Annotated in this window: 16 protein-coding genes; 5 read left to right on the top strand and 11 right to left on the bottom strand. The window is 72.0% G+C overall.

Annotation, left to right across the window (positions count from 1 at the left end; translation table 11 throughout):
- Positions 1–85: universal stress protein (locus tag AWZ10_RS47100; protein WP_159058188.1), on the top strand; the 85-nt coding region annotated here is incomplete at its 5' end.
- A 31-nt stretch (positions 86–116) separates the two neighbouring features.
- On the opposite strand, the gene AWZ10_RS00705 is transcribed toward AWZ10_RS47100, so the two are convergent.
- From AWZ10_RS00705 to AWZ10_RS00695, 3 genes are all read right to left on the bottom strand, one after another.
- The gene (locus tag AWZ10_RS00705; RefSeq protein WP_046706774.1) at positions 117–1,364 is read right to left on the bottom strand and encodes a DUF4032 domain-containing protein; all 1,248 of its coding nucleotides are present in this window, start codon (positions 1,362–1,364) and stop codon (positions 117–119) included.
- Between the two features lie 155 nt (positions 1,365–1,519).
- Positions 1,520–1,945, bottom strand: a complete 426-nt coding sequence (locus AWZ10_RS00700; protein WP_046706775.1) for a hypothetical protein — start codon at positions 1,943–1,945, stop codon at positions 1,520–1,522.
- Between the two features lie 97 nt (positions 1,946–2,042).
- Complete coding sequence (locus tag AWZ10_RS00695) at positions 2,043–3,965, bottom strand: AMP-dependent synthetase/ligase (RefSeq protein WP_060890172.1); 1,923 nt, start codon at positions 3,963–3,965, stop codon at positions 2,043–2,045.
- 315 nt (positions 3,966–4,280) lie between these two features.
- Between AWZ10_RS00695 and AWZ10_RS00690 the strand changes: the two genes are divergently transcribed.
- Positions 4,281–4,808 (top strand): hypothetical protein, encoded by a 528-nt coding sequence (locus tag AWZ10_RS00690; RefSeq protein ID WP_046706777.1) that lies wholly within the window; start codon positions 4,281–4,283, stop codon positions 4,806–4,808.
- Between the two features lie 66 nt (positions 4,809–4,874).
- Here AWZ10_RS00690 and AWZ10_RS00685 read toward each other — a convergent pair whose 3' ends face one another.
- Genes AWZ10_RS00685 through AWZ10_RS00675 form a run of 3 tightly spaced genes read right to left on the bottom strand, consistent with a single transcriptional unit; the run spans position 4,875 to position 7,898 of the window.
- The gene (locus tag AWZ10_RS00685) at positions 4,875–6,377 is read right to left on the bottom strand and encodes a tripartite tricarboxylate transporter permease (RefSeq protein ID WP_060890171.1); all 1,503 of its coding nucleotides are present in this window, start codon (positions 6,375–6,377) and stop codon (positions 4,875–4,877) included.
- A 1-nt stretch (position 6,378) separates the two neighbouring features.
- Entirely contained in the window at positions 6,379–6,918 is a 540-nt protein-coding gene (locus AWZ10_RS00680) for a tripartite tricarboxylate transporter TctB family protein (protein WP_060890170.1), read from the bottom strand.
- A complete protein-coding gene (locus AWZ10_RS00675; protein WP_046706780.1) occupies positions 6,915–7,898 on the bottom strand; it encodes a Bug family tripartite tricarboxylate transporter substrate binding protein in 984 nt (327 codons plus the stop codon). Before AWZ10_RS00675 ends, AWZ10_RS00680 begins: the two co-directional genes overlap by 4 nt.
- A gap of 442 nt (positions 7,899–8,340) precedes the next feature.
- Here AWZ10_RS00675 and AWZ10_RS00670 point away from each other — a divergent pair, with 442 nt between their 5' ends.
- Both AWZ10_RS00670 and AWZ10_RS00665 read left to right on the top strand, forming a co-directional pair.
- Positions 8,341–9,987, top strand: a complete 1,647-nt coding sequence (locus AWZ10_RS00670; RefSeq protein ID WP_060890173.1) for a sensor histidine kinase — start codon at positions 8,341–8,343, stop codon at positions 9,985–9,987.
- Positions 9,984–10,688, top strand: a complete 705-nt coding sequence (locus AWZ10_RS00665) for a response regulator (RefSeq protein WP_060890169.1) — start codon at positions 9,984–9,986, stop codon at positions 10,686–10,688. The genes AWZ10_RS00670 and AWZ10_RS00665 overlap by 4 nt, the downstream gene beginning before the upstream one ends.
- A 230-nt stretch (positions 10,689–10,918) precedes the next feature.
- Here AWZ10_RS00665 and AWZ10_RS00660 read toward each other — a convergent pair whose 3' ends face one another.
- The 5 genes from AWZ10_RS00660 to AWZ10_RS00640 are packed head-to-tail and all read right to left on the bottom strand — an operon-like array spanning position 10,919 to position 16,174.
- Positions 10,919–11,812, bottom strand: coding sequence for an STM4011 family radical SAM protein (locus tag AWZ10_RS00660; protein WP_046706783.1), 894 nt, complete (start codon positions 11,810–11,812; stop codon positions 10,919–10,921).
- A gap of 8 nt (positions 11,813–11,820) precedes the next feature.
- Entirely contained in the window at positions 11,821–13,161 is a 1,341-nt protein-coding gene (locus tag AWZ10_RS00655; RefSeq protein WP_046706784.1) for an STM4012 family radical SAM protein, read from the bottom strand.
- Positions 13,158–13,964 (bottom strand): STM4013/SEN3800 family hydrolase, encoded by an 807-nt coding sequence (locus tag AWZ10_RS00650; protein WP_173531582.1) that lies wholly within the window; start codon positions 13,962–13,964, stop codon positions 13,158–13,160. The genes AWZ10_RS00655 and AWZ10_RS00650 overlap by 4 nt, the downstream gene beginning before the upstream one ends.
- 28 nt (positions 13,965–13,992) lie before the next feature.
- A complete protein-coding gene (locus AWZ10_RS00645; protein ID WP_046706786.1) occupies positions 13,993–15,168 on the bottom strand; it encodes an STM4014 family protein in 1,176 nt (391 codons plus the stop codon).
- A gap of 37 nt (positions 15,169–15,205) precedes the next feature.
- Positions 15,206–16,174, bottom strand: a complete 969-nt coding sequence (locus tag AWZ10_RS00640; RefSeq protein WP_046709095.1) for an STM4015 family protein — start codon at positions 16,172–16,174, stop codon at positions 15,206–15,208.
- Positions 16,175–16,434: 260 nt separating this feature from the next.
- Between AWZ10_RS00640 and AWZ10_RS00635 the strand changes: the two genes are divergently transcribed.
- The gene (locus tag AWZ10_RS00635) at positions 16,435–16,761 is read left to right on the top strand and encodes a hypothetical protein (protein ID WP_060890168.1); all 327 of its coding nucleotides are present in this window, start codon (positions 16,435–16,437) and stop codon (positions 16,759–16,761) included.
- Positions 16,762–16,941: the final 180 nt, after the last annotated feature.

Here is a 16,941-nt window from a genome sequence, read left to right as displayed (position 1 = left end):
GGCCGTCGGCGCCCGCATCGGCTCGGTGGCCCACGGCGTCCTGCACCACGCGCGCTGCCCGGTGGCCGTGGTCCCGCATGAGTGAGGCCGGCCGGTGACCCCGGCCGGCCGGTGGCTCACCTGGGAGCGGCGTCCTCCGCCGGCGCCGGCAGCAGCGCCAGTGTCCTCGGCAGGACGTTGACGATGTAGTCCTTCACCGCCGTGTCGAGGCCGATGTCGTGCTGGGCTCGCTCGGACAGGTACCAGCGGTGTTCGAGGAGCTGGTGGTAGATCTCGGCCCCGTCCATCGAACCGCGCAGTTCGAGCGGAACGGCCCGCACGGTCGGGCGGAACACCTCCCGCACCCAGCGGTGGGCCAGCACCTCGGGACGGGCGCCCAGGGGGTCGCCCGGGGCGTAGTCGTCCTGGGTGGCCATCCAGCTCTCCAGGTCGCTCAGGAGCCGCCGGGCCTGGTTCTCCTCGGTGTCCAGACCGGTCAGCCGCAGCAACTGCCGCTGGTGGTGGCCCGCGTCGACGACCTTGGGCACGAAGGTCACCGTGTCGCCGTTGCCGGAGTGCTCGATCTGCATCTCGGCGACGTCGAAACCGAGTTCGTTGAGCCGGCGGATCCGACGCTCGATGTAGTGGTACTTCCCGGCCGGGTACACCGACCTGCGCGTCAGCTCCTCCCACAGCTTGTGGTAGCGGGAGCAGATCTCGTTGCCGAACTCGATCGGGTCCACCGACGGGTGCAGCGCCCCGGACGCCTCCAGGTCCAGCAGCTCGCCGCTGATGTTCACACGGGCGAGATCGAGGTCGTACTCCCGCTGCCCGGAGCTGAGTTGCGTGTGCAGGTCGCCCGTCTCGGCGTCCACCAGGTACGCGGCGTAGGCGCCCGCGTCCCGCCGGAACAGTGTGTTGGACAGCGAGCAGTCGCCCCAGGCGAACCCGGCGAGGTGCAGCCGCACCAGCAGGACGGCGAGGGCGTCCATCAGACGGTGCATGGTGGCCGGACGCATGGTCGTCTCGAACATCGAGCGGTACGGCATCGAGCCGCCCAGGTGCCGGGTGATCAGCACGGACTCCAGCGGCTCACCCGCGTCGTCGGTGCGGCCGGTGACCACGCCGAGGGCGTCCACGGCGGGGATGCCGAGCCGGTCCAGGTCACGCAGCAGCTCGTACTCGCGCAGGGCGGGCCGCTCGGCGAGTTCCTTGACGGCGACGACCTCGTCACCGGCGCGGGCGTAGCGCACCACGTGTCGGGAGATACCGCGGGGGAGCGGCACCAGATGGTGCTCGGGCCACTCCTCCAGCGGCACGTGCCACGGCAGTTCGAGCAGCAGCGCGGGGTGTTCCGGATTGGTGGCGCTGATCTGCAGTGCCATGGGTCCTGGTCCTCTGCCTTCGTCTCACGGTGGTGCGGAGTGCTGACGGGCGGTGGTCTCCCACTTCCGCCCGGAGCATCTCCGCATCCGCAGGACCCTTTCGTCAACCACCGCCCGACCCGTGGTCAGGTCCGTCGGACAGCGGGCCGGACCGGTCAGGCGGGGACCGGCGCGGTCGGCTCCTCCTTCGGCCGCCGGAGCGCGGACCGCACGTTCCACGCGCCCACGCCCAGGCACACCAGCCCGGTCGCGCCCGGGTACAGCCAGACGCCGTTGTCCCGCTCGACGGCCGTGGTCGACGACTCGTCGTCCACGTAGACGGGCACCAGCCCGGTGGGCTTCGTCGCGAACGTGGTGTCCACCTCGACCGCGGGGATGAGGAAGGAGTCGTCGTCGGCCCGGAAGGACCCGCTGCACTTCCACTCGTCGTCGCCGCGCGACTCGGACACCTCGCACCGCGAGACGACGAACTGTCCAGCCACACCGTTCAGTTGGGTCTCCAGTCGGAGTACCGCCGCGCCGAACAGAAACAGCCCGCCACCCAGCGCCACCACCGTGGTGAGCAGCTTTCTCGGCCCCATACCCGCCACTGACAGTCCCCCAGTTCGATCTGTTCGATTGTTCGAAGTCCGGGGCAGCGTAGTGGACCGGCGGGGCGGGGAGCGACGGGTTTCGTCGTCAGCGCCGGGCGCGGCGGAACACGTTGTCGGAGTCCTGGTCGTCCCAGCCGGCGATCTCCTCCGACGCGGTGCGGCGGGCGGCCCGCGCCGACGTCGCGTACATCGCCTCGATCTCGGCCTCGTACCGCCGCACGATGGCGTCCCGGCGCAGCTTCATCGACGGAGTCAGCATGCCGTTGGCGAGGTCGAACGGCTCGGGAAGGATGTGGTAGACGCGGATCGACTCCGAGCGCGACACCGTGCTGTTGGCCGCGGCGATCGCCCGCAGCACTTCCTGCCGCAGCGCGTTCTCCTCCCGCGCCTCCCTGCCCAGCAGCTCACCCGGCGCGGACAGCGACCCCCGCCAGTGCGCGAGGAACTCCGGGTCCAGAGTGATCAGAGCGCCCACGCACGGCCGGTTGTCGCCCACGACCACCGCCTGGTGGATCAGCGGATGCATCCGCAGCTGCTCCTCCAGCGGTGCCGGGGCCACACCCCTGCCCCCGCTGGTGATGATGATCTCCTTCTTGCGGCCGGTGATCGAGAGGTACCCCTCGTTGTCCAGCCGCCCGATGTCCCCCGTGGCCAGCCAGCCGCCCTGGAGCACGGCCCGGGTGCCCGCCTCGTCGTTGACGTAGCCCTCGAACACCGACGGCCCGTTCACCAGGATCTCCCCGTCCCGGGCCACCCGGATCTCCGTCCCCGGCAGCGGACGGCCCACGGTGCCGAACTTCTCCCGGCCCGCCGGTTGGGCGGTGATGCCCCCGGCGGTCTCGGTGAGGCCGTACCCGTCGTGGACGAGGATGCCGATGCCGGCGTAGAAGAGCGTGAGGTCGCGGTTGAGGGGGGAGCCGCCGGAACAGCCGGCGCGCACCCGGCCGCCGAGGGCCGCGCGCAGCTTGCGGTACACCGTCTTCTCGTAGAACGCGTGTTGGAGCTTCAGGTCCATGGCGGGGCCGGGGCCCGTGTCCAGCCGCTGCCTTTCGGCGGCGAGGGCGTAGTCCTGGGCGGTGCGCACCGCGCGCTCGAACAGTGGCCCCCGGCCCGCCTGTTGGGCCTTGCGCAGGAAGTTCTTGTAGATCTTCTCGAAGAGATAGGGAACACCGAAGAGGAAGGTCGGCCGGAACGACCGCAGCGCCGCGGACAGCGCCTCCTCGGTCGACACCGGCTCATGCGCGAGGAGCAGCCCGCCGCGCAGACACATCGCCTGGATCATCAGGCCGTAGACGTGCGAGAACGGCAGGAACGCGAGGATCGCGGGCTGTTCACCCGGCGCGGCGGCGGTCTGCCCCCACCCGGCGAGCAGGACGTCACAGGGGCTCGCCAGGCTGCGGTGGGACAGCGCGCAGCCCCGGGGCCGGCCGGTCGTGCCGGACGTGTACGCGATCACCGCGGTGGAGTCCGGCATGACGATGCGGCGCAGCGAGTCCACTGTCGCGTCCGGCACCTCCCGGCCCGCCTCGACGAGCTGCGGCAGGGACTCGGCGTCCAACTGCCAGACGTGCCGCAGCAGCGGGAGCTTGGCGCACACCGAGCCGACCGTCATCACACCCGGCTCGTCCTCGACGACCACGCCCACACAGGCCGCGTCCCGCAGGATCCACTCGATCTGGTCGCGCGACGACGTCGGACAGACCGGCACGATCTCGGCGCCCACGGCCCACAGCGCGACGGCGAGCAGCGTCCACTCGTACCGGGTCCGCGCCATCACGGCGACCCGGTTGCCCGGCCGGATCCCGGAAGCGATCAACCCCTTGGCCAGCTCGACCACTTCGTCCCGCGTCTCGGCCGCGCTCACCCGTGTCCAGGTGCCCGGGGAGGTGGGGTCGTGGCGGGCCATCTGCGGCAGAGCGGGATGACGGTGCGCCGTCTCGAACAGCGGATCGGCCAGCCCTCCGGCCATGACCGGGCCCGTCGGTCGAGCAATACCGAAGTTGCCCATGCGACGCTCAGAACCTTCCCTGCACGCGACCTCGCCGAGCGGTGCGCCAACCGGCGGTGATCGAACGTAGCGTACGGCGCCGACGTCCGCTCACGGAATCGGCAAGTCGGCCGCCGCGCATCCGCACGGTGGGCTGTGAACGTGATGTGCGGCACGTGCCGGACCTCCCTCGCGGGGCCCTCCCGGGAATCGTCGCTGCACACGGCTTGATCACGTCTGACCGGCGGTAATACCCCGAACCCGGACGTCATACGGGTGTGGCACTGTGGTGCGCGCGAACGCGGGAGGTGTCCCGCCGATGTGGAGAGGTGGACGGTGCGCGAGCCCAACGTGATCGGGGACTGGCAGGAGTACGACGGCGATCTGGCCGGCCTGCGCGTGCGCGTCCACGGAGTGGAGTGCGCGGAACCCCCGCGTGGACGCGACGACGCCGCCGAGGGCCTGACGTACTTCCGGTTCCGGGTGACGGTGGAGAACCGCGGCGCCGAACACGTCGGCCTCCATCTGGAGGACGGCCAGCTCGACATCCGCACCGGGCCCGACGGCGAGAGCGCCTTCCTCGACTGGCGCAACTCCCGGTTCATCGAGGGCTTCGACCTCTACCCCCTGCGCCGCGCCACCTCCGTGCTGTACGCGGCCGCCGCCGAGGCCCACCTCACGCAGTTCGACATCCAGGTCCAGCTGCGCGTCGACGAGGAGTGGGCCGAGCGGTATCTGTGGTCCGGCGGCATCGGCGTCGACGAGGACCTCCTCGACCCGGCGGCCGGGACGGGCCGGGAGGGTATCGCCGGGCAGATCAGCGCCTTCCTGCACGAGGAGGCCGAGCGGGGCGCGGCGGGCTGAGCGGCGCGCCCCGGCTCGCCGCGCCCCGACTCACCACGGCTGGGGTCGTCACCCGGGCTCGGGTCGTCACCGGGTCCCGGCGGGCGTGCGGGCGCGGGTGACCAGCCGCTTGAGCAGCGGCCACGCCAGCAGCACGGCGATGATCGCGTACACCGTCACCGAGAACGGCGTGTTCACCAGGCCGCCGACGCTGCCGTCGCTGATCTGCAGGGCACGCCGCAGCTGCTGCTCGGCGTTGGGGCCGAGGATGACGCCGATGACGGCGGGCAGCACCGGCAGACCGTAGCGGCGCATACCGAACCCGATCAGGCCGATGACCAGCAGGATCACCAGGTCGATCACCTCGCCGCCGACCGCGTACGCGCCGACCGCCGCGAAGAACAGGATCCCCGCGTAGAGATACGGCCGCGGGATCCGCAGCAGCTTCGCCCACAGCGGGGCCAGCGGCAGGTTGAGCGCGAGCAGCAGCACCATGCCGACGAAGAGCGAGGCGATCAGGCCCCACACCAGGTCCGGCTCGCGTTCGAAGAGCAGGGGGCCCGGCTGGATGCCGTACTGCTGGAAGGCGGCCAGCATGACCGCCGCGACCGCCGTGGTGGGCAGGCCGAGGGTCAGCATGGAGACGAGGGTGCCCGCCGCCGAGGCCGACGCCGCCGACTCCGGGCCCGCCACTCCCTCGATCGCCCCCTTGCCCCACTCGTCCTGGTGCTTCGACAGCCGCTTCTCGGTGACGTACGACAGGAAGGTGGGGATCTCCGCGCCGCCCGCCGGGATCGCGCCGAACGGGAAGCCGATGAACGGCCCGCGCACCCATGACTTCCAGCTCCGCCCCACATCGGAGCGGCCGAGCCACGGCCGGCCCACCGGGATCGGCTCGGGCGGACTGCGCCGCAGGTGGGCGGCGACCCACAGCGCCTCGCCGATGGCGAAGAGACCGACCGCGACGATCACCACGTCGACGCCGTCGGCGAGCTGCAGGGAACCGAAGGTCAGACGCTGCTGGCCGGTCATCTGGTCCAGGCCCACCAGGCCGATCGTGAGTCCGATCAGCAGGGAGGCGAGCCCCCGGATCCGGGACGAGCCCAGTACGGACGTCACGGCGATGAACGCCAGCACCATGATCGCGAAGTAGTCCGGGGCGCCGATGTCCACGGCCAGTTCGGCGACCGCCGGCGCCAGCGCCACCAGCAGGATCGTGCCGATCATGCCGCCCGCGAAGTGCCCGATGGCGGCGGCGGCCAGCGCCTGCGCGCCGCGCCCCGACCTGGCCATCGGGTTGCCCTCCATGGCCGCCACCACGGCCGCGCTCTCCCCGGGGGTGTTGAGGAGGATCGAGGTGGTGGAACCGCCGAACATCGCGCCGTAGTAGATGCCCGCGAACATGATGAACGCGCCGACCGGGTTCAGCCCGTACGTCACCGGCAGCAGCAGCGCCACCGCCATGGCGGGGCCGATGCCGGGCAGCACACCGATCGCTGTGCCCAGCAGGACACCGATCGCGGCCCACAGGATGTTGATCGGCGTCAGGGCCGTGCCGAAACCGTCGAGGAGGGAGTTGAGGGCGTCCATGTCAGAGCACTCCCATCAGCGGGCCGCCCGGCAGCGGCACCCCGAGCAGGTTGTTGAACACCGCGTACGTGACGAGGGAGATGACGGCCGCGATGAGCGGATCGCGGTCGAGGCGCCGGCTGCCGAGGGCGTAGGCCGCGCCCCAGAACAGCAGGGCGCCCGCTATGGGGAAGCCGAGCGGTTCGATCAGGACGGCCGCGCCGAGGAACACGCCGGCGAGCAGCGCCACCGTGCGCCAGTCGGCGGGCTCGGACAGGTCGATGTCCTCGCCGCTCTCGGCCTGGCCCCGGCCGCCGCGCAGCACGTCGACGGCGAGCAGGGCGGCTATCAGCAGCAGCCCGGCGCCGACCGCGATCGGCACGGTCTTCGGGCCGACGGGGCCCCGCTGCGCGATGTCGACGTCCATGGTGAGCGCGTCGGTCAGGACCAGGACGCCGAGTGCCAGCAGCAGGACGCAGACGCCGAGTTCGGAGTGGTCGCGCAGCCAGGAGCGGGGCCCGGCCGCGGGCGCCGGGGGAGTGCCGGTGGTCTCCGTCGTCACAGTCCCAGCTCCTTCAGCACCGACACCACGCGCTTGTCCTGGGCGTCCAGGAAGTCGCCGAACTCGTCGCCGGTGAGGAACGCGTCGTCCCAGCCGTTCTGTTTCATCGACTGCCGCCACTGCGGTGAGTCGTGCAGCTCCTCGATCAGCCGGGTGAGCTTGTCGCGCTGGGCCTCGGTGAGGCCGGGCGGGGCGACGATGCCGCGCCAGTTGGTGAAGTTCACGTCGTAGCCCGCCTCCTGGAGGGTCGGCGCGTCCAGCCCGGCCACCCGCTCCGGGCCGGTCACCGCGAGCAGCCGCAGCTCGCCCGCCTTGATCTGGTCCAGGTACTCGCCCACCCCGGACACCCCGAAGGCGACCTTGTTGCCGAGGATCGACGCGAGCAGCTCACCGCCGCCGTCGAAGGGGATGTAGTTGACGTCCTTCGGCGCGATCCCGGCGGCCTGCGCCATCAGCATCGGCGCCAGATGGTCGGGCCCGCCCGGCGCCGAACCACCGCCCACAGGCAGCTTCCCGGGGTCCTCCTTCCACGCCCCGATGAGCTCGTCGATCGTCTTGTACGGCGAGTCCTTGGCGACCACCACGACGTCCTGCTCCTCGGTGAGGCGGGCGATCGGCGTGGTGTCGGCGAGGGTCTTGGGCGCGTCGTTGGAGCGGACGGCGCCCACGACGCCGAGGCCCATCGACATCGCGAGCTTGCCGTTGCCGTGCTCGCTGACCAGTCGGCTCAGACCGACCGTGCCGCCGGCGCCGGGCAGGTTGAACACCTCGATGTTGTGGGTGAGCCCGGCGTCCTCGGCGTTCTTCGCGGCCGTCCGGGCCGTGATGTCGTAGCCGCCGCCGGGCGTGTTCGGCACCATGAAGCGCAGGCCCGGGATCTGGGTGCCGGTCTCGCTGCCGCTGCCGGTCGTCAGCAGCGGCGGCCCCACGAGCACGAGCACAGCCGCGCCGAGCAGGGCGAGGGGGGTGCGCAGCCGCACGAATGCCACCACCTGTCGGTTGGGTCGAGGGCAACAGTGACCTGGGCCACATCGTGCCCGCGTGGGGCGGGCCTGACGCACTTGCGGAAGCAACGGAGGTTGTGGTCGTAGTGGTCACGGCCCCTGTCACCTTATGAGCACGTCCCGCACACCTCTCTTTCCCGGACCGCACGCGGGCGCCATGATTGTGCGACCCACCGCACAAGGCGGCGCCCGAGCCAGGGGACGTCGGGGTGCGGAGTCGGTACGAGACAAGAGCGGGACGCCCGACATGGCGTCCGCGGGAGAGAAGAGCGGGACGCCCGACACGGCGTCCGTAGGAGAAGAAGAGCGGGACGCCCGACATGGCGTCCGCAGGAGAGAAGATCGAGACGCCCGGGACGGCGTCGGCACGAGAGAAGAGTCCGTCGTGGTGTTCCGTCGCCATACCCTCGCAGGCGAGATGCTGGTCCTCCAGCTCGCCATCGTCGTGGTGGTGCTGGTGGCGGTCGCCGCGGTCTCGCTCACGCAGTCGGCGGCGACCTTCAACCGGGTCGAGGGCCGTCGGGTCACCGCGCTCGCCGAGCAGCTCGCCGCGAATCCCCTGGTCCGCGACCGGCTCGCCCAGTCCGTCGCGCACGAGGCGCTCGCACCCCTGGTGAACTCCACCCAGACCCAGTCGGGGGTCACCTCCGTCACCGTGGCCGATGCCGACGGCAGGATCGTCAGCTCCACCGACCCCACGGTGATCGGCGAACTGATGCCCACCGGCCGGGGCGCCGTCGCGGGCCGCGGCTGGTCCGGCCCGCTGACCTTCGACGGCAGCCGCGAACTCGTCGCCCAGGTGCCCGTGCTCGGCGCGACGACGAAGGACAACCTCGGCCTGCTCCTGGGCACGGTGATGATCGGCGAGGCCTCGCCGACCGCGTGGCAACGCCTCAGCGGTGCCTCCTCCTACCTCCTCGCCTACCTCGGCATCGCCAGCGGCCTCGGCCTCGCCGGCTCCTGGCTGCTCGCCCGGCGCGTCAAACGGCAGACCCTCGGCCTGGAGCCCCAGGAGATCGCCGGCCTCGCCGAACACCGTGAGGCCATGCTCTACGGCATCGCCGAGGGCGTGATCGCCCTGGACCCCCAGCACCGGCTCACCCTCGTCAACGAGATGGGGCGGCGCCTGCTCGACCTGCCCGAGGACTGCGTCGGCAAGAGCCTCGCCGACCTCGGCGTGGAGGGACGGCTGCGGGACGTCCTGGCCGGAGCGCAGGACGAAGGGCCGCACACACGCGACGAGGTCGTCGTGCGCCGGGGCCGGGTCCTGGTGATGAACCGGATGACCGTCACCAAGGACGGTCGCCACCTCGGCTCCGTCACCACCCTGAGGGACCGTACCGAGCTGGCCCGCCTCGAACGGGAGATCGGCTCCTTCCGCAGCTCCTCCGAACTGCTGCGCGCCCAGGCCCACGAGTTCGCCAACCAGCTGCACACCATCTCCGGGCTCATCCAGATCGGCGAGCAGGACGAGGTCGTCCACTACATCCGTGCGCTGAGCCGGCACCGCCACTCGCTCGACGTCACCCTCAGCCGCCGCGTCCGTGACACCACCGTCGCCGCCCTGCTCATGGCGAAGACGTCCCTCGCCGCCGAACGCCGGGTCACCCTGCGGATCTCGGACGGCACCGCACTCGACCGGCTCGCCCCCGAGGACGCCGCCGACGTGGCGACGGTGGTCGGCAATCTCGTCGACAACGCCGTGGACGCGGCCGCCACCACCACGACCGCGCCGGACGATCCCGAGTCCTGGGGCGGCGCCGACGGCCGCGAGGCCTGGGTCGAGGTGGAACTGCGCCAGGACGCCTCCAGCGTGGAGATAGTCGTCCGTGACTCGGGCCCCGGCGTGGCCCCCGAACTCGCCCGCGAGGTCTTCTCCCACGGCTTCACCACCAAGGCCGCGCGGGAAGGCGAACGCGGCATCGGACTCGCCCTCACCCGTCTGGTCTGCGAACGGCACGGCGGTGAGATCTCGGTGACCAACACCACCGACGGTGCCATGTTCACCGCCCGCATGACCGTCAGCCACCTCGCCGACGCGGTGGCGGAAGGAGCGACACCATGAGCGGCACGAGCAGCCCGCCCGGCACGGTCGACGTGCTCGTGGTCGACGACGACTTCATGGTGGCCCGGGTCCACCGCACCTTCGTCGAACGCGTCGAGCCGTTCCGCGTCGTCGGCGTCGCCAGCACCGGGGAACAGGCGGTCGCGGCCGTCGACGAGCTGCGCCCCGACCTGGTCCTGCTCGACCTCTACCTCCCCGACGGCTTCGGCCTCGACGTCATACCCCGCCTGCGGACCGCGGGACACGACTGCGACGTCATGGTCATCAGTGCCGCCCGGGAGGCCGACAGCGTGCGCGGCGCGGTCCGCCACGGAGTCGTCGACTACCTCCTCAAACCCTTCGAGTTCGAGGAGCTGAGCTCCCGGCTCCAGCGGTACGCCGCCCAGCGCGGCCGTCTGCTCACCACCGTCGTACGGGGCCAGGCCGACGTCGACCGCGTCCTCGCCGGAGCCACGGCGCCCGCCTCGGCGGCCGGCGCCCTGCCCAAGGGCATGAGCGTCGAGACCGCCGAGCTGATCGAAGGCACCCTCCGCGGCACCGACGGCACCCTCTCCGCCACCGAGTGTGCCTCCCTCACCGGCATCTCCCGTGTCAGCGCCCGCCGCTACCTGGAGTACTTCCACGGCACCGGCAGTGCGGACGTCTCCCTGCGCTACGGGGTGGCCGGGCGGCCGGAGCGGCGGTACAGCTGGCGGGTGTGAGCGCACGGGCCCAGATCGGCCGCGGCTGCAGCCCCAGGCGCCGTCCCGCCGGAGGCCTCGATCGGTTCCACGCACCGCTGTCGACCGCCGACGTCATGGACGAACTCGCTTCCTGTTCCTGTTCCTGTTTCCGTTCCTGGTCGAGGTCGAGGTCGAGGTCGGGGTCGGGGTCGGGGTCGGGGTCGGGGTCGGGGTCGGGGTCGGGGTCGAGGTCGCGCACGCGTCGATGCTCACGGTCTGCGCCCGAGGTCGACCCGCTGAGGAGGAAGCCCGTGTCGTGCCCCCACCGTCGGTACGCGTTCCAGGACGCCGCCCGCGAAGACGTCGTACAGCGGGAGCGTTTCGAGGTGGACGTACCCGATGTGGCAGTCGCAGACGGACAGGGGGCACGGGCGGGGCGCGAGTGCCGTGCGGAAGGAACCGTCGTAGAGGTTGCCCAGTTCGGCCTTGACGAAGTGGCAGCGCCGCACGGTTCCTTCGCCGTCCACCGAGATGACCGTCGAGCCGGTACGGCAGGCGCGGCCCGCCGAGCGGTGCGGGTGGCGGCTGAAGGGGAAGAGGGGGTCCAGCTCGCTCCACACCGCGGCCTCCTCGTCGGTGTAGGTGTGCCCCTCGGCGGCGTTCACCCACAGATACACCTGCTCCGGTAGTTCCCCGCGCAGTCGGCGGGCGTGCTCCAGATGCTCGGGAAGACCGACGATCCCCACGCTGAAGCGGATCCCCGCCCCGGCCAGCCGACGGGTCTTGTCGAGGAACCGCTCGTACGGGGTCTGCCCGGGGTGGTAGGTGCACCACAGGGCCACGGTGTCCGGGTCGGCCTGCGCCAGCCACTCCGTGCGGCAGCTGAGGTTCGTCTGGATCGCCACCCGGTCGATGTGCGGTTCGTGGGAGAGGTCGACCAGGGCCTTCCGGTACCAGGAGCGCACCAGCCCCTCGCCCCACGGCGTGAACAGCACCGACAGCCGGTCGCCGGTCTGTTCCCGTGCCCAGGTGGTGAAACGGTCCAGGGCAGCGCGGTCGGCCCGCAGCTGCGCCGTCGAGTCGCGGCGCTTGGCGAACGGGCAGTAGGGGCAGTCGTAGTCGCAGGAGGCGAGGGGGCCGCGGTAGAGGATCGTCAGGTCCATGGGTGCCGTCACTTCAGCTCGTACTCGGCCATCGCCGCCCGTACGGCGGGGGAGAAGAAGCCGGGCCCGATGGCGTCCGAGTGGGCCAGCCCCTCGGCGGAGAGCTTCAGCAGCCCGGTGCCGGTGTCAGCCAGCCAGCCCCGCCCGGCCAGCAGGTCCAGCTCCAGCGGGAAGTCCGCGTACGGGTCCGACCCGAACCGCCGCCCGTATTCCGCCACCGGCAGCCCCCGCGCCTGGAGCAGCGACTGCAGCAGATGGCGGCGCCGCGCCTCGTCCTCGTCGACCTCGCGGCCGTGCACGGCCCGGCCGAAGTCCTCGGTGGCCGTGTAGTCGTCGATGATCGTGCGGATCTGTCCCATGCCGACCGCGTAGTCGAAGGAGTAGTGCAGCTTCGACGTGTACGAACGGGCGCCGCACCCCAGGCCGATCATGCCGTCGGTCTGGCAGGCGTAGTCGTCCGGGCCCTGCGGCGGCGCGTCCGTGCGGCGGAACATCCGCATGGACACCTGCTCGTAGCCGTGCGCGAGCAGATGGTCGCGGCCCTCGCGGTAGCGCCGCAGCCGGGCCTCGTCCCAGTCGCGGTCCGCGGCCCTGGGGTCCGCGTGGCGGCCGAGCCCCGTCAACGGCCGGACGTACAGCGGATAGAGGTAGATCTCCTCCGGCAGCCAGGCGAGGGCGGCGTCCAGCGACACCCGCCAACTGGCCGCCGTCTGCCCGTCGATGCCGTAGATCAGGTCGATGTTGAGGATGGGGATACCCGTGTCGCGGATCCGGGACAGCGCCGTCTCCACATCGGACCGCCGCTGCGGGCGTACGGCCGCACGCGCCTCCTGAGCCACGAAGCTCTGCACACCGAGGCTCAGCCGCGTGGTGCCCCGGTCCGCCAGCACGGCCAGCCGGTCGGCCGTCGCCGTGGCGGGGGAGGCCTCGACCGACAGCGGGACCGCCCGCAGGTCCGCACCCATGTGCCGCTCGGCGATGTCGCACAGCCGCTCCAGCTCGGCCGCCTCCAGATAGGTCGGCGTGCCGCCGCCGAACGCGGCGTTCGCGAACCGCGCCGGCTCCGCGTCCCCGAGCGCCTCCCGCACCGCGATCGCCTGCCGTTCGAGGGCGTCGAGATAGCGGCCGGTCAGCCCGTCGGGCGCGCCGATCCGCGTGAAGAGATTGCAGAAACCGCAGCGCACCTCGCAGAACGGTATGTGCGCGTACAGCGACAGGGCCTGCCGCGACTCCCCGGCCCACAGGTCCGCGAGCCGTGGGCTGCCGGGCAGCTTCCGGTACGCCGTCTTGTGCGGGTAGGCGTACACGTAGTGCTGATAGGGGCGGACCACGGTGTCGGTCACGGTCATGCGGACGGCTCCAGGAAGAAGTGGCTGTAGGGGACGGTCCACACGGCCTCGTGGCCGAGACGGTGCCCGGTGTAGCCGTCCTCGCCGTACGTGGTTCCGTGGTCGGAGCAGACGACGGCGAAGCAGCGGCGCCGCGAACTCATCGCGGCGAAGAGCCGCCCGATGTGCCGGTCGATGTAGACGAGGGCCGCCGCGTGCGTGACCAGGCTGTCGCCCGCCTCGCGGGTGGCGCCCGGCAGATGGAACCAGTTGGGCTGGTGCAGCGCCGAGGCGTTGAGGAACAGGAACAGCCGCTCCTGCGTCGGCAGTTCGGCCACGATCCGCTCGGCGCGGGCCACCTGGGACTCGAAGGACGTCGGTGACGCCACGGAGAACTCCGGCTCCCAGTGGCTCTCCTGGAACAGGCCAGGCAGGACGCTGCCGAGTGCCCCCTGCTTGTTGAAGAAGCCGACACCGCCGACGCACACCGTGCGATAGCCGTGCTCGGCGAGCGCCGACACCAGGTCGGGGCTGTCGAAGACGAAGGTGCGCCCCGCGGTCGTCTCGCTGCCGGCGAACCGGCCGGCGAAGAGACGCGGGTGCGGTCCCGGCGCCGCCGGGGTCGGCAGGAAACCAGCGAACATCGCCTGGTGGGAGGCGTAGGTGAAGCTGCCGGGCGCGTGCCGCTTCTCCCAGGTGCCTCCCGGCAGGTGGGCGGCCAGGTTCGGCAGCCGGCCCTCCGCCGCCAGCTCCACGGCCACGTCGTACCGCAGGGTGTCGAGGGTGAGCAGCAGCAGGTCGTCGCGGCCCACCACCTCGTTCATGTCGGGGGCGCAGGCCGCGCCGGCCGTGTCAGAAGGGTGCATGGTCTTTCCTTGCCCGGGGGTGGTGGGAAGGGGCGGGGGACAGTGCGTCGCGCACCGCCGCGAGCTGCGCCGCGTAGGTGTCCAGGCCCTCCGCCGGGCCGCCCGGCAGGCCGGTCAGCCGGGGCAGCAGATCGCCGAAGGCGTTGACCTCGCCCACGGCGAACCGCCGCCAGCCGATCGCCGGCAACAGGTCCACGCCGACGCACAGCGTGGCCGGGAAGCAGGCGGAGGCCCGCTCGCAGATGTCGAGCGCCTGCCGCCAGCGGTCGCCCGCCGCGTCGACGACCGACGTCAGATCGCCCCGGGCCCCGCCGAGATGGAGATTGGTCATCGGGAAACGGCTGGTGCGGACGACCGCGTGCGTGGCCCGGCCCGCCACGACCAGGACCCGCAGATCGGCGGATCTGCCCTGCGCGGACGCCTTCGGAAGCCAGCGCTCGATGTGCAGCCCGTCGGCCGCGAGGGCGTCGACGATGCCGGCGATCTCCCGCTCGTCCGAGTAGCGCCGCACGCGCAGCGAGTTGTGCAGCCGAAGCGGGGCGTGCAGCCGGCCGTCGGAGGTCACCTCCACCGACGTGGTGGCCCTGACCCGCCCGCCGGCCGTCGACTCGACGGCCAGCACACCGGACGCGGAGGACCCGTGGGCCGGCTTCACGAACACACGTGGCATGCCGTGCTCCCGCATCGCCGCCCGCACGTCGTCCCAGCCGCGTACGGGCCGCACGTCGCCCGAGGTGGGCGACGGGGGCACCGGGACCCCGGCCGCGTCGAGCCGGGCGTGGCACAGCCGCTTGTCGAACAGCACCGGCAGATCCGCCGGATCGTCCAGCCGCAGCCCGCCCCGCAGCGACCCCACCGCCGCCAGGAAACGGGTGTACCAGGTGGCCGAGCCCTCCACCCGTGTCGGATCGTCGACGCCCCGCAGCAGCCGGTCCACCTCGGCGTTCTCTCCCGGCGAGTCCAGCCGTACGACCTCGTCGTCGGCGAACCCGTGCCCGCCCTCGCGCAGCACGTCCCGCCACTCGACCACACGCGGCGTGCCGGCACCGGCGGCCTCGGCCGCCGCGACGAACAGCCCGACCCGCCGGTTCTCCCCGTTCCCGACGACCACCCACCTGTACGGGCCGGGCCCCGCCCCCGCCGCACCACTCCAACCGGACACACCATCCCCCTTTTTTCGCTCGCGAGCTTCTACGCGCTCACTCGCCCACCGCGACGAACCGCCAGACCGTGCCGTCCTCCTCCTCGTCCGACTCGGCGTCGTCGGCGTCGACGTCGACCTGGACCCCGGCGGCCTCCAGGGAGTCCCGGAGGCGGTCGCGTATCGCCGTGCTGAGGTAGTTGTGGTGCAGGTCCAGCGTGGTGAGGTGGGTGAGCGGCTGGCCCGTGAGCAGCGCGGTCGCGCCGTCGTCGGTGAGGACGCCCATCGACACGTCGAGGACGTCGAGGCGGGCCACCACCGGGGCCGAGGCCAGGGCCGCGCAGATGTCGTCCTGCATCTCGCTGTTGCGCAACGCCAGATGCTTGAGGGCCGGCAGCCGGGTGCCCGCGAGGATCGGCGCCAGGTCGGCCACCTCGGAGTCGCCGCCGTACTCGGACGTGCCCAGCCACAGGTCCAGCTCGACGAGGGCCGGCAGGTCGCTGCCCGCGACCCCCCGGACGGCGTCGACGGGCATGCCGCCGGTCTCGACCGTCAGGGACCGCAGGCGCTCGTGCCGCAGCGTCGGGAAGCCGAGTCCCTGACCGCCCCGCACACCGAACTCCTCCAGCTCGGTGAAGGCGTTCAGCAGCGGGCCCACGTCGCCCTGGTTGATCCAGGAGATCTCGCACTCCTCCATCACGATGTCGCCGAGGAACAGCGCGCGCAGCGCGGGCAGCCGGTCCTTCGCCGAGACCAGGGCTTCGACGATCTTCTCGGGGCCGTTGTCGTACGCGTCGCTCCAGGCCCCCACGACCAGCGCCCGGACCTTCGCGGTGTCGACAGCGGCGAGGAACCGGGCGAACGCCTCCTCCCACGCCTCCTCGCTGTCGTACGAGTCCACGGCGATGCTCCAGGCCACCGACTCGGGAGCGGGCAGGTGCCCCGCGTCCTCCGGGTCCTTCACCGGGCTGGGGAAGCGGTGGACCGGCAGGCCGTGGAAATCCTCCAGATGGCTCCCGATGGTCATGTGCGCCCCGCCCCTTCGTTCCATGTCCATGGGCGGCAGCCGAGTCCGTACCCGGTGCGCCCGCTGCGCACCCGGAGCACACGGTGCCGCCGGGTAGAGGAGTTCTACCAAGTCCGACTGACATCGTGTGCGGCGGACCCCTGTCCTGTGGACGAACAGTCGTGCCCGACCCGGCGAACTGTCGTGCGCGGGCCGCTTGTCAGTGGCTGCCTCTACGGTTTTTCTCGTGGCACAGCGAGTGCCCGACGGGAGGGAGACCCATGTACCGGCAAGGAGACGTCCTCATCGCGCCGCTGGCGGAGAGCGCCGTGCCCGACAGTGCGCTCGACGCGGCCTCGGAACCCCGCGACGGGCGCGGCCGGCTCGTCCTCGCCCTCGGCGAGGTCACCGGTCACGCCCACGCCGTGGTCGGCCCCGGCCGTCTCATCCGCGAGGCGAGCGCGTTCGGGCCGATGCTGCTGCACGTGCCGGAGGGCGCCCGCGTCGTCCACGAGGAGCACGCGGTCATCTCCCTGCCCAAGGGCTGGTACCGGGTCGTACGCCAGCGCGAGTACGTGCCGGGGTCGGTGCGGATCGTGGCCGACTGAACCAGTGAGGGGGACGGCGGCCGTGGTGTGCGGCGGCCCGCAGGTGACAGGCATCGGGACACAGGAGGAACGGCGTGACGGAAGAGACGAGTTGGCGGGCGGTGGCGGCGGCCACCGGGACGGGCGACCGCGCCCGGACCGAGGCGGGGGTACGGCTCGCCTACCGGCGGGCGGGGCTGC

The organism is Streptomyces europaeiscabiei, assembly GCF_001550375.1.
GTDB classification, from domain to species: domain Bacteria; phylum Actinomycetota; class Actinomycetes; order Streptomycetales; family Streptomycetaceae; genus Streptomyces; species Streptomyces europaeiscabiei.
Note: the sequence above shows the minus strand (reverse complement) of the source record. Positions and strands in the feature narration are given on the sequence as shown.

Coding starts and splice junctions, on each gene's coding strand:
- AWZ10_RS00670 (WP_060890173.1), top strand. CDS start 8,341: ATGCTGGTCCTCCAGCTCGCCATCGTCGTGGTGGTGCTGGTGGCGGTC.
- AWZ10_RS00635 (WP_060890168.1), top strand. CDS start 16,435: ATGTACCGGCAAGGAGACGTCCTCATCGCGCCGCTGGCGGAGAGCGCC.
- AWZ10_RS00650 (WP_173531582.1), bottom strand. CDS start 13,964: ATGAACGAGGTGGTGGGCCGCGACGACCTGCTGCTGCTCACCCTCGAC.
- AWZ10_RS00665 (WP_060890169.1), top strand. CDS start 9,984: ATGAGCGGCACGAGCAGCCCGCCCGGCACGGTCGACGTGCTCGTGGTC.
- AWZ10_RS00700 (WP_046706775.1), bottom strand. CDS start 1,945: ATGGGGCCGAGAAAGCTGCTCACCACGGTGGTGGCGCTGGGTGGCGGG.
- AWZ10_RS00655 (WP_046706784.1), bottom strand. CDS start 13,161: ATGACCGTGACCGACACCGTGGTCCGCCCCTATCAGCACTACGTGTAC.
- AWZ10_RS00685 (WP_060890171.1), bottom strand. CDS start 6,377: ATGGACGCCCTCAACTCCCTCCTCGACGGTTTCGGCACGGCCCTGACG.
- AWZ10_RS00640 (WP_046709095.1), bottom strand. CDS start 16,174: ATGACCATCGGGAGCCATCTGGAGGATTTCCACGGCCTGCCGGTCCAC.
- AWZ10_RS00695 (WP_060890172.1), bottom strand. CDS start 3,965: ATGGGCAACTTCGGTATTGCTCGACCGACGGGCCCGGTCATGGCCGGA.
- AWZ10_RS00660 (WP_046706783.1), bottom strand. CDS start 11,812: ATGGACCTGACGATCCTCTACCGCGGCCCCCTCGCCTCCTGCGACTAC.
- AWZ10_RS00705 (WP_046706774.1), bottom strand. CDS start 1,364: ATGGCACTGCAGATCAGCGCCACCAATCCGGAACACCCCGCGCTGCTG.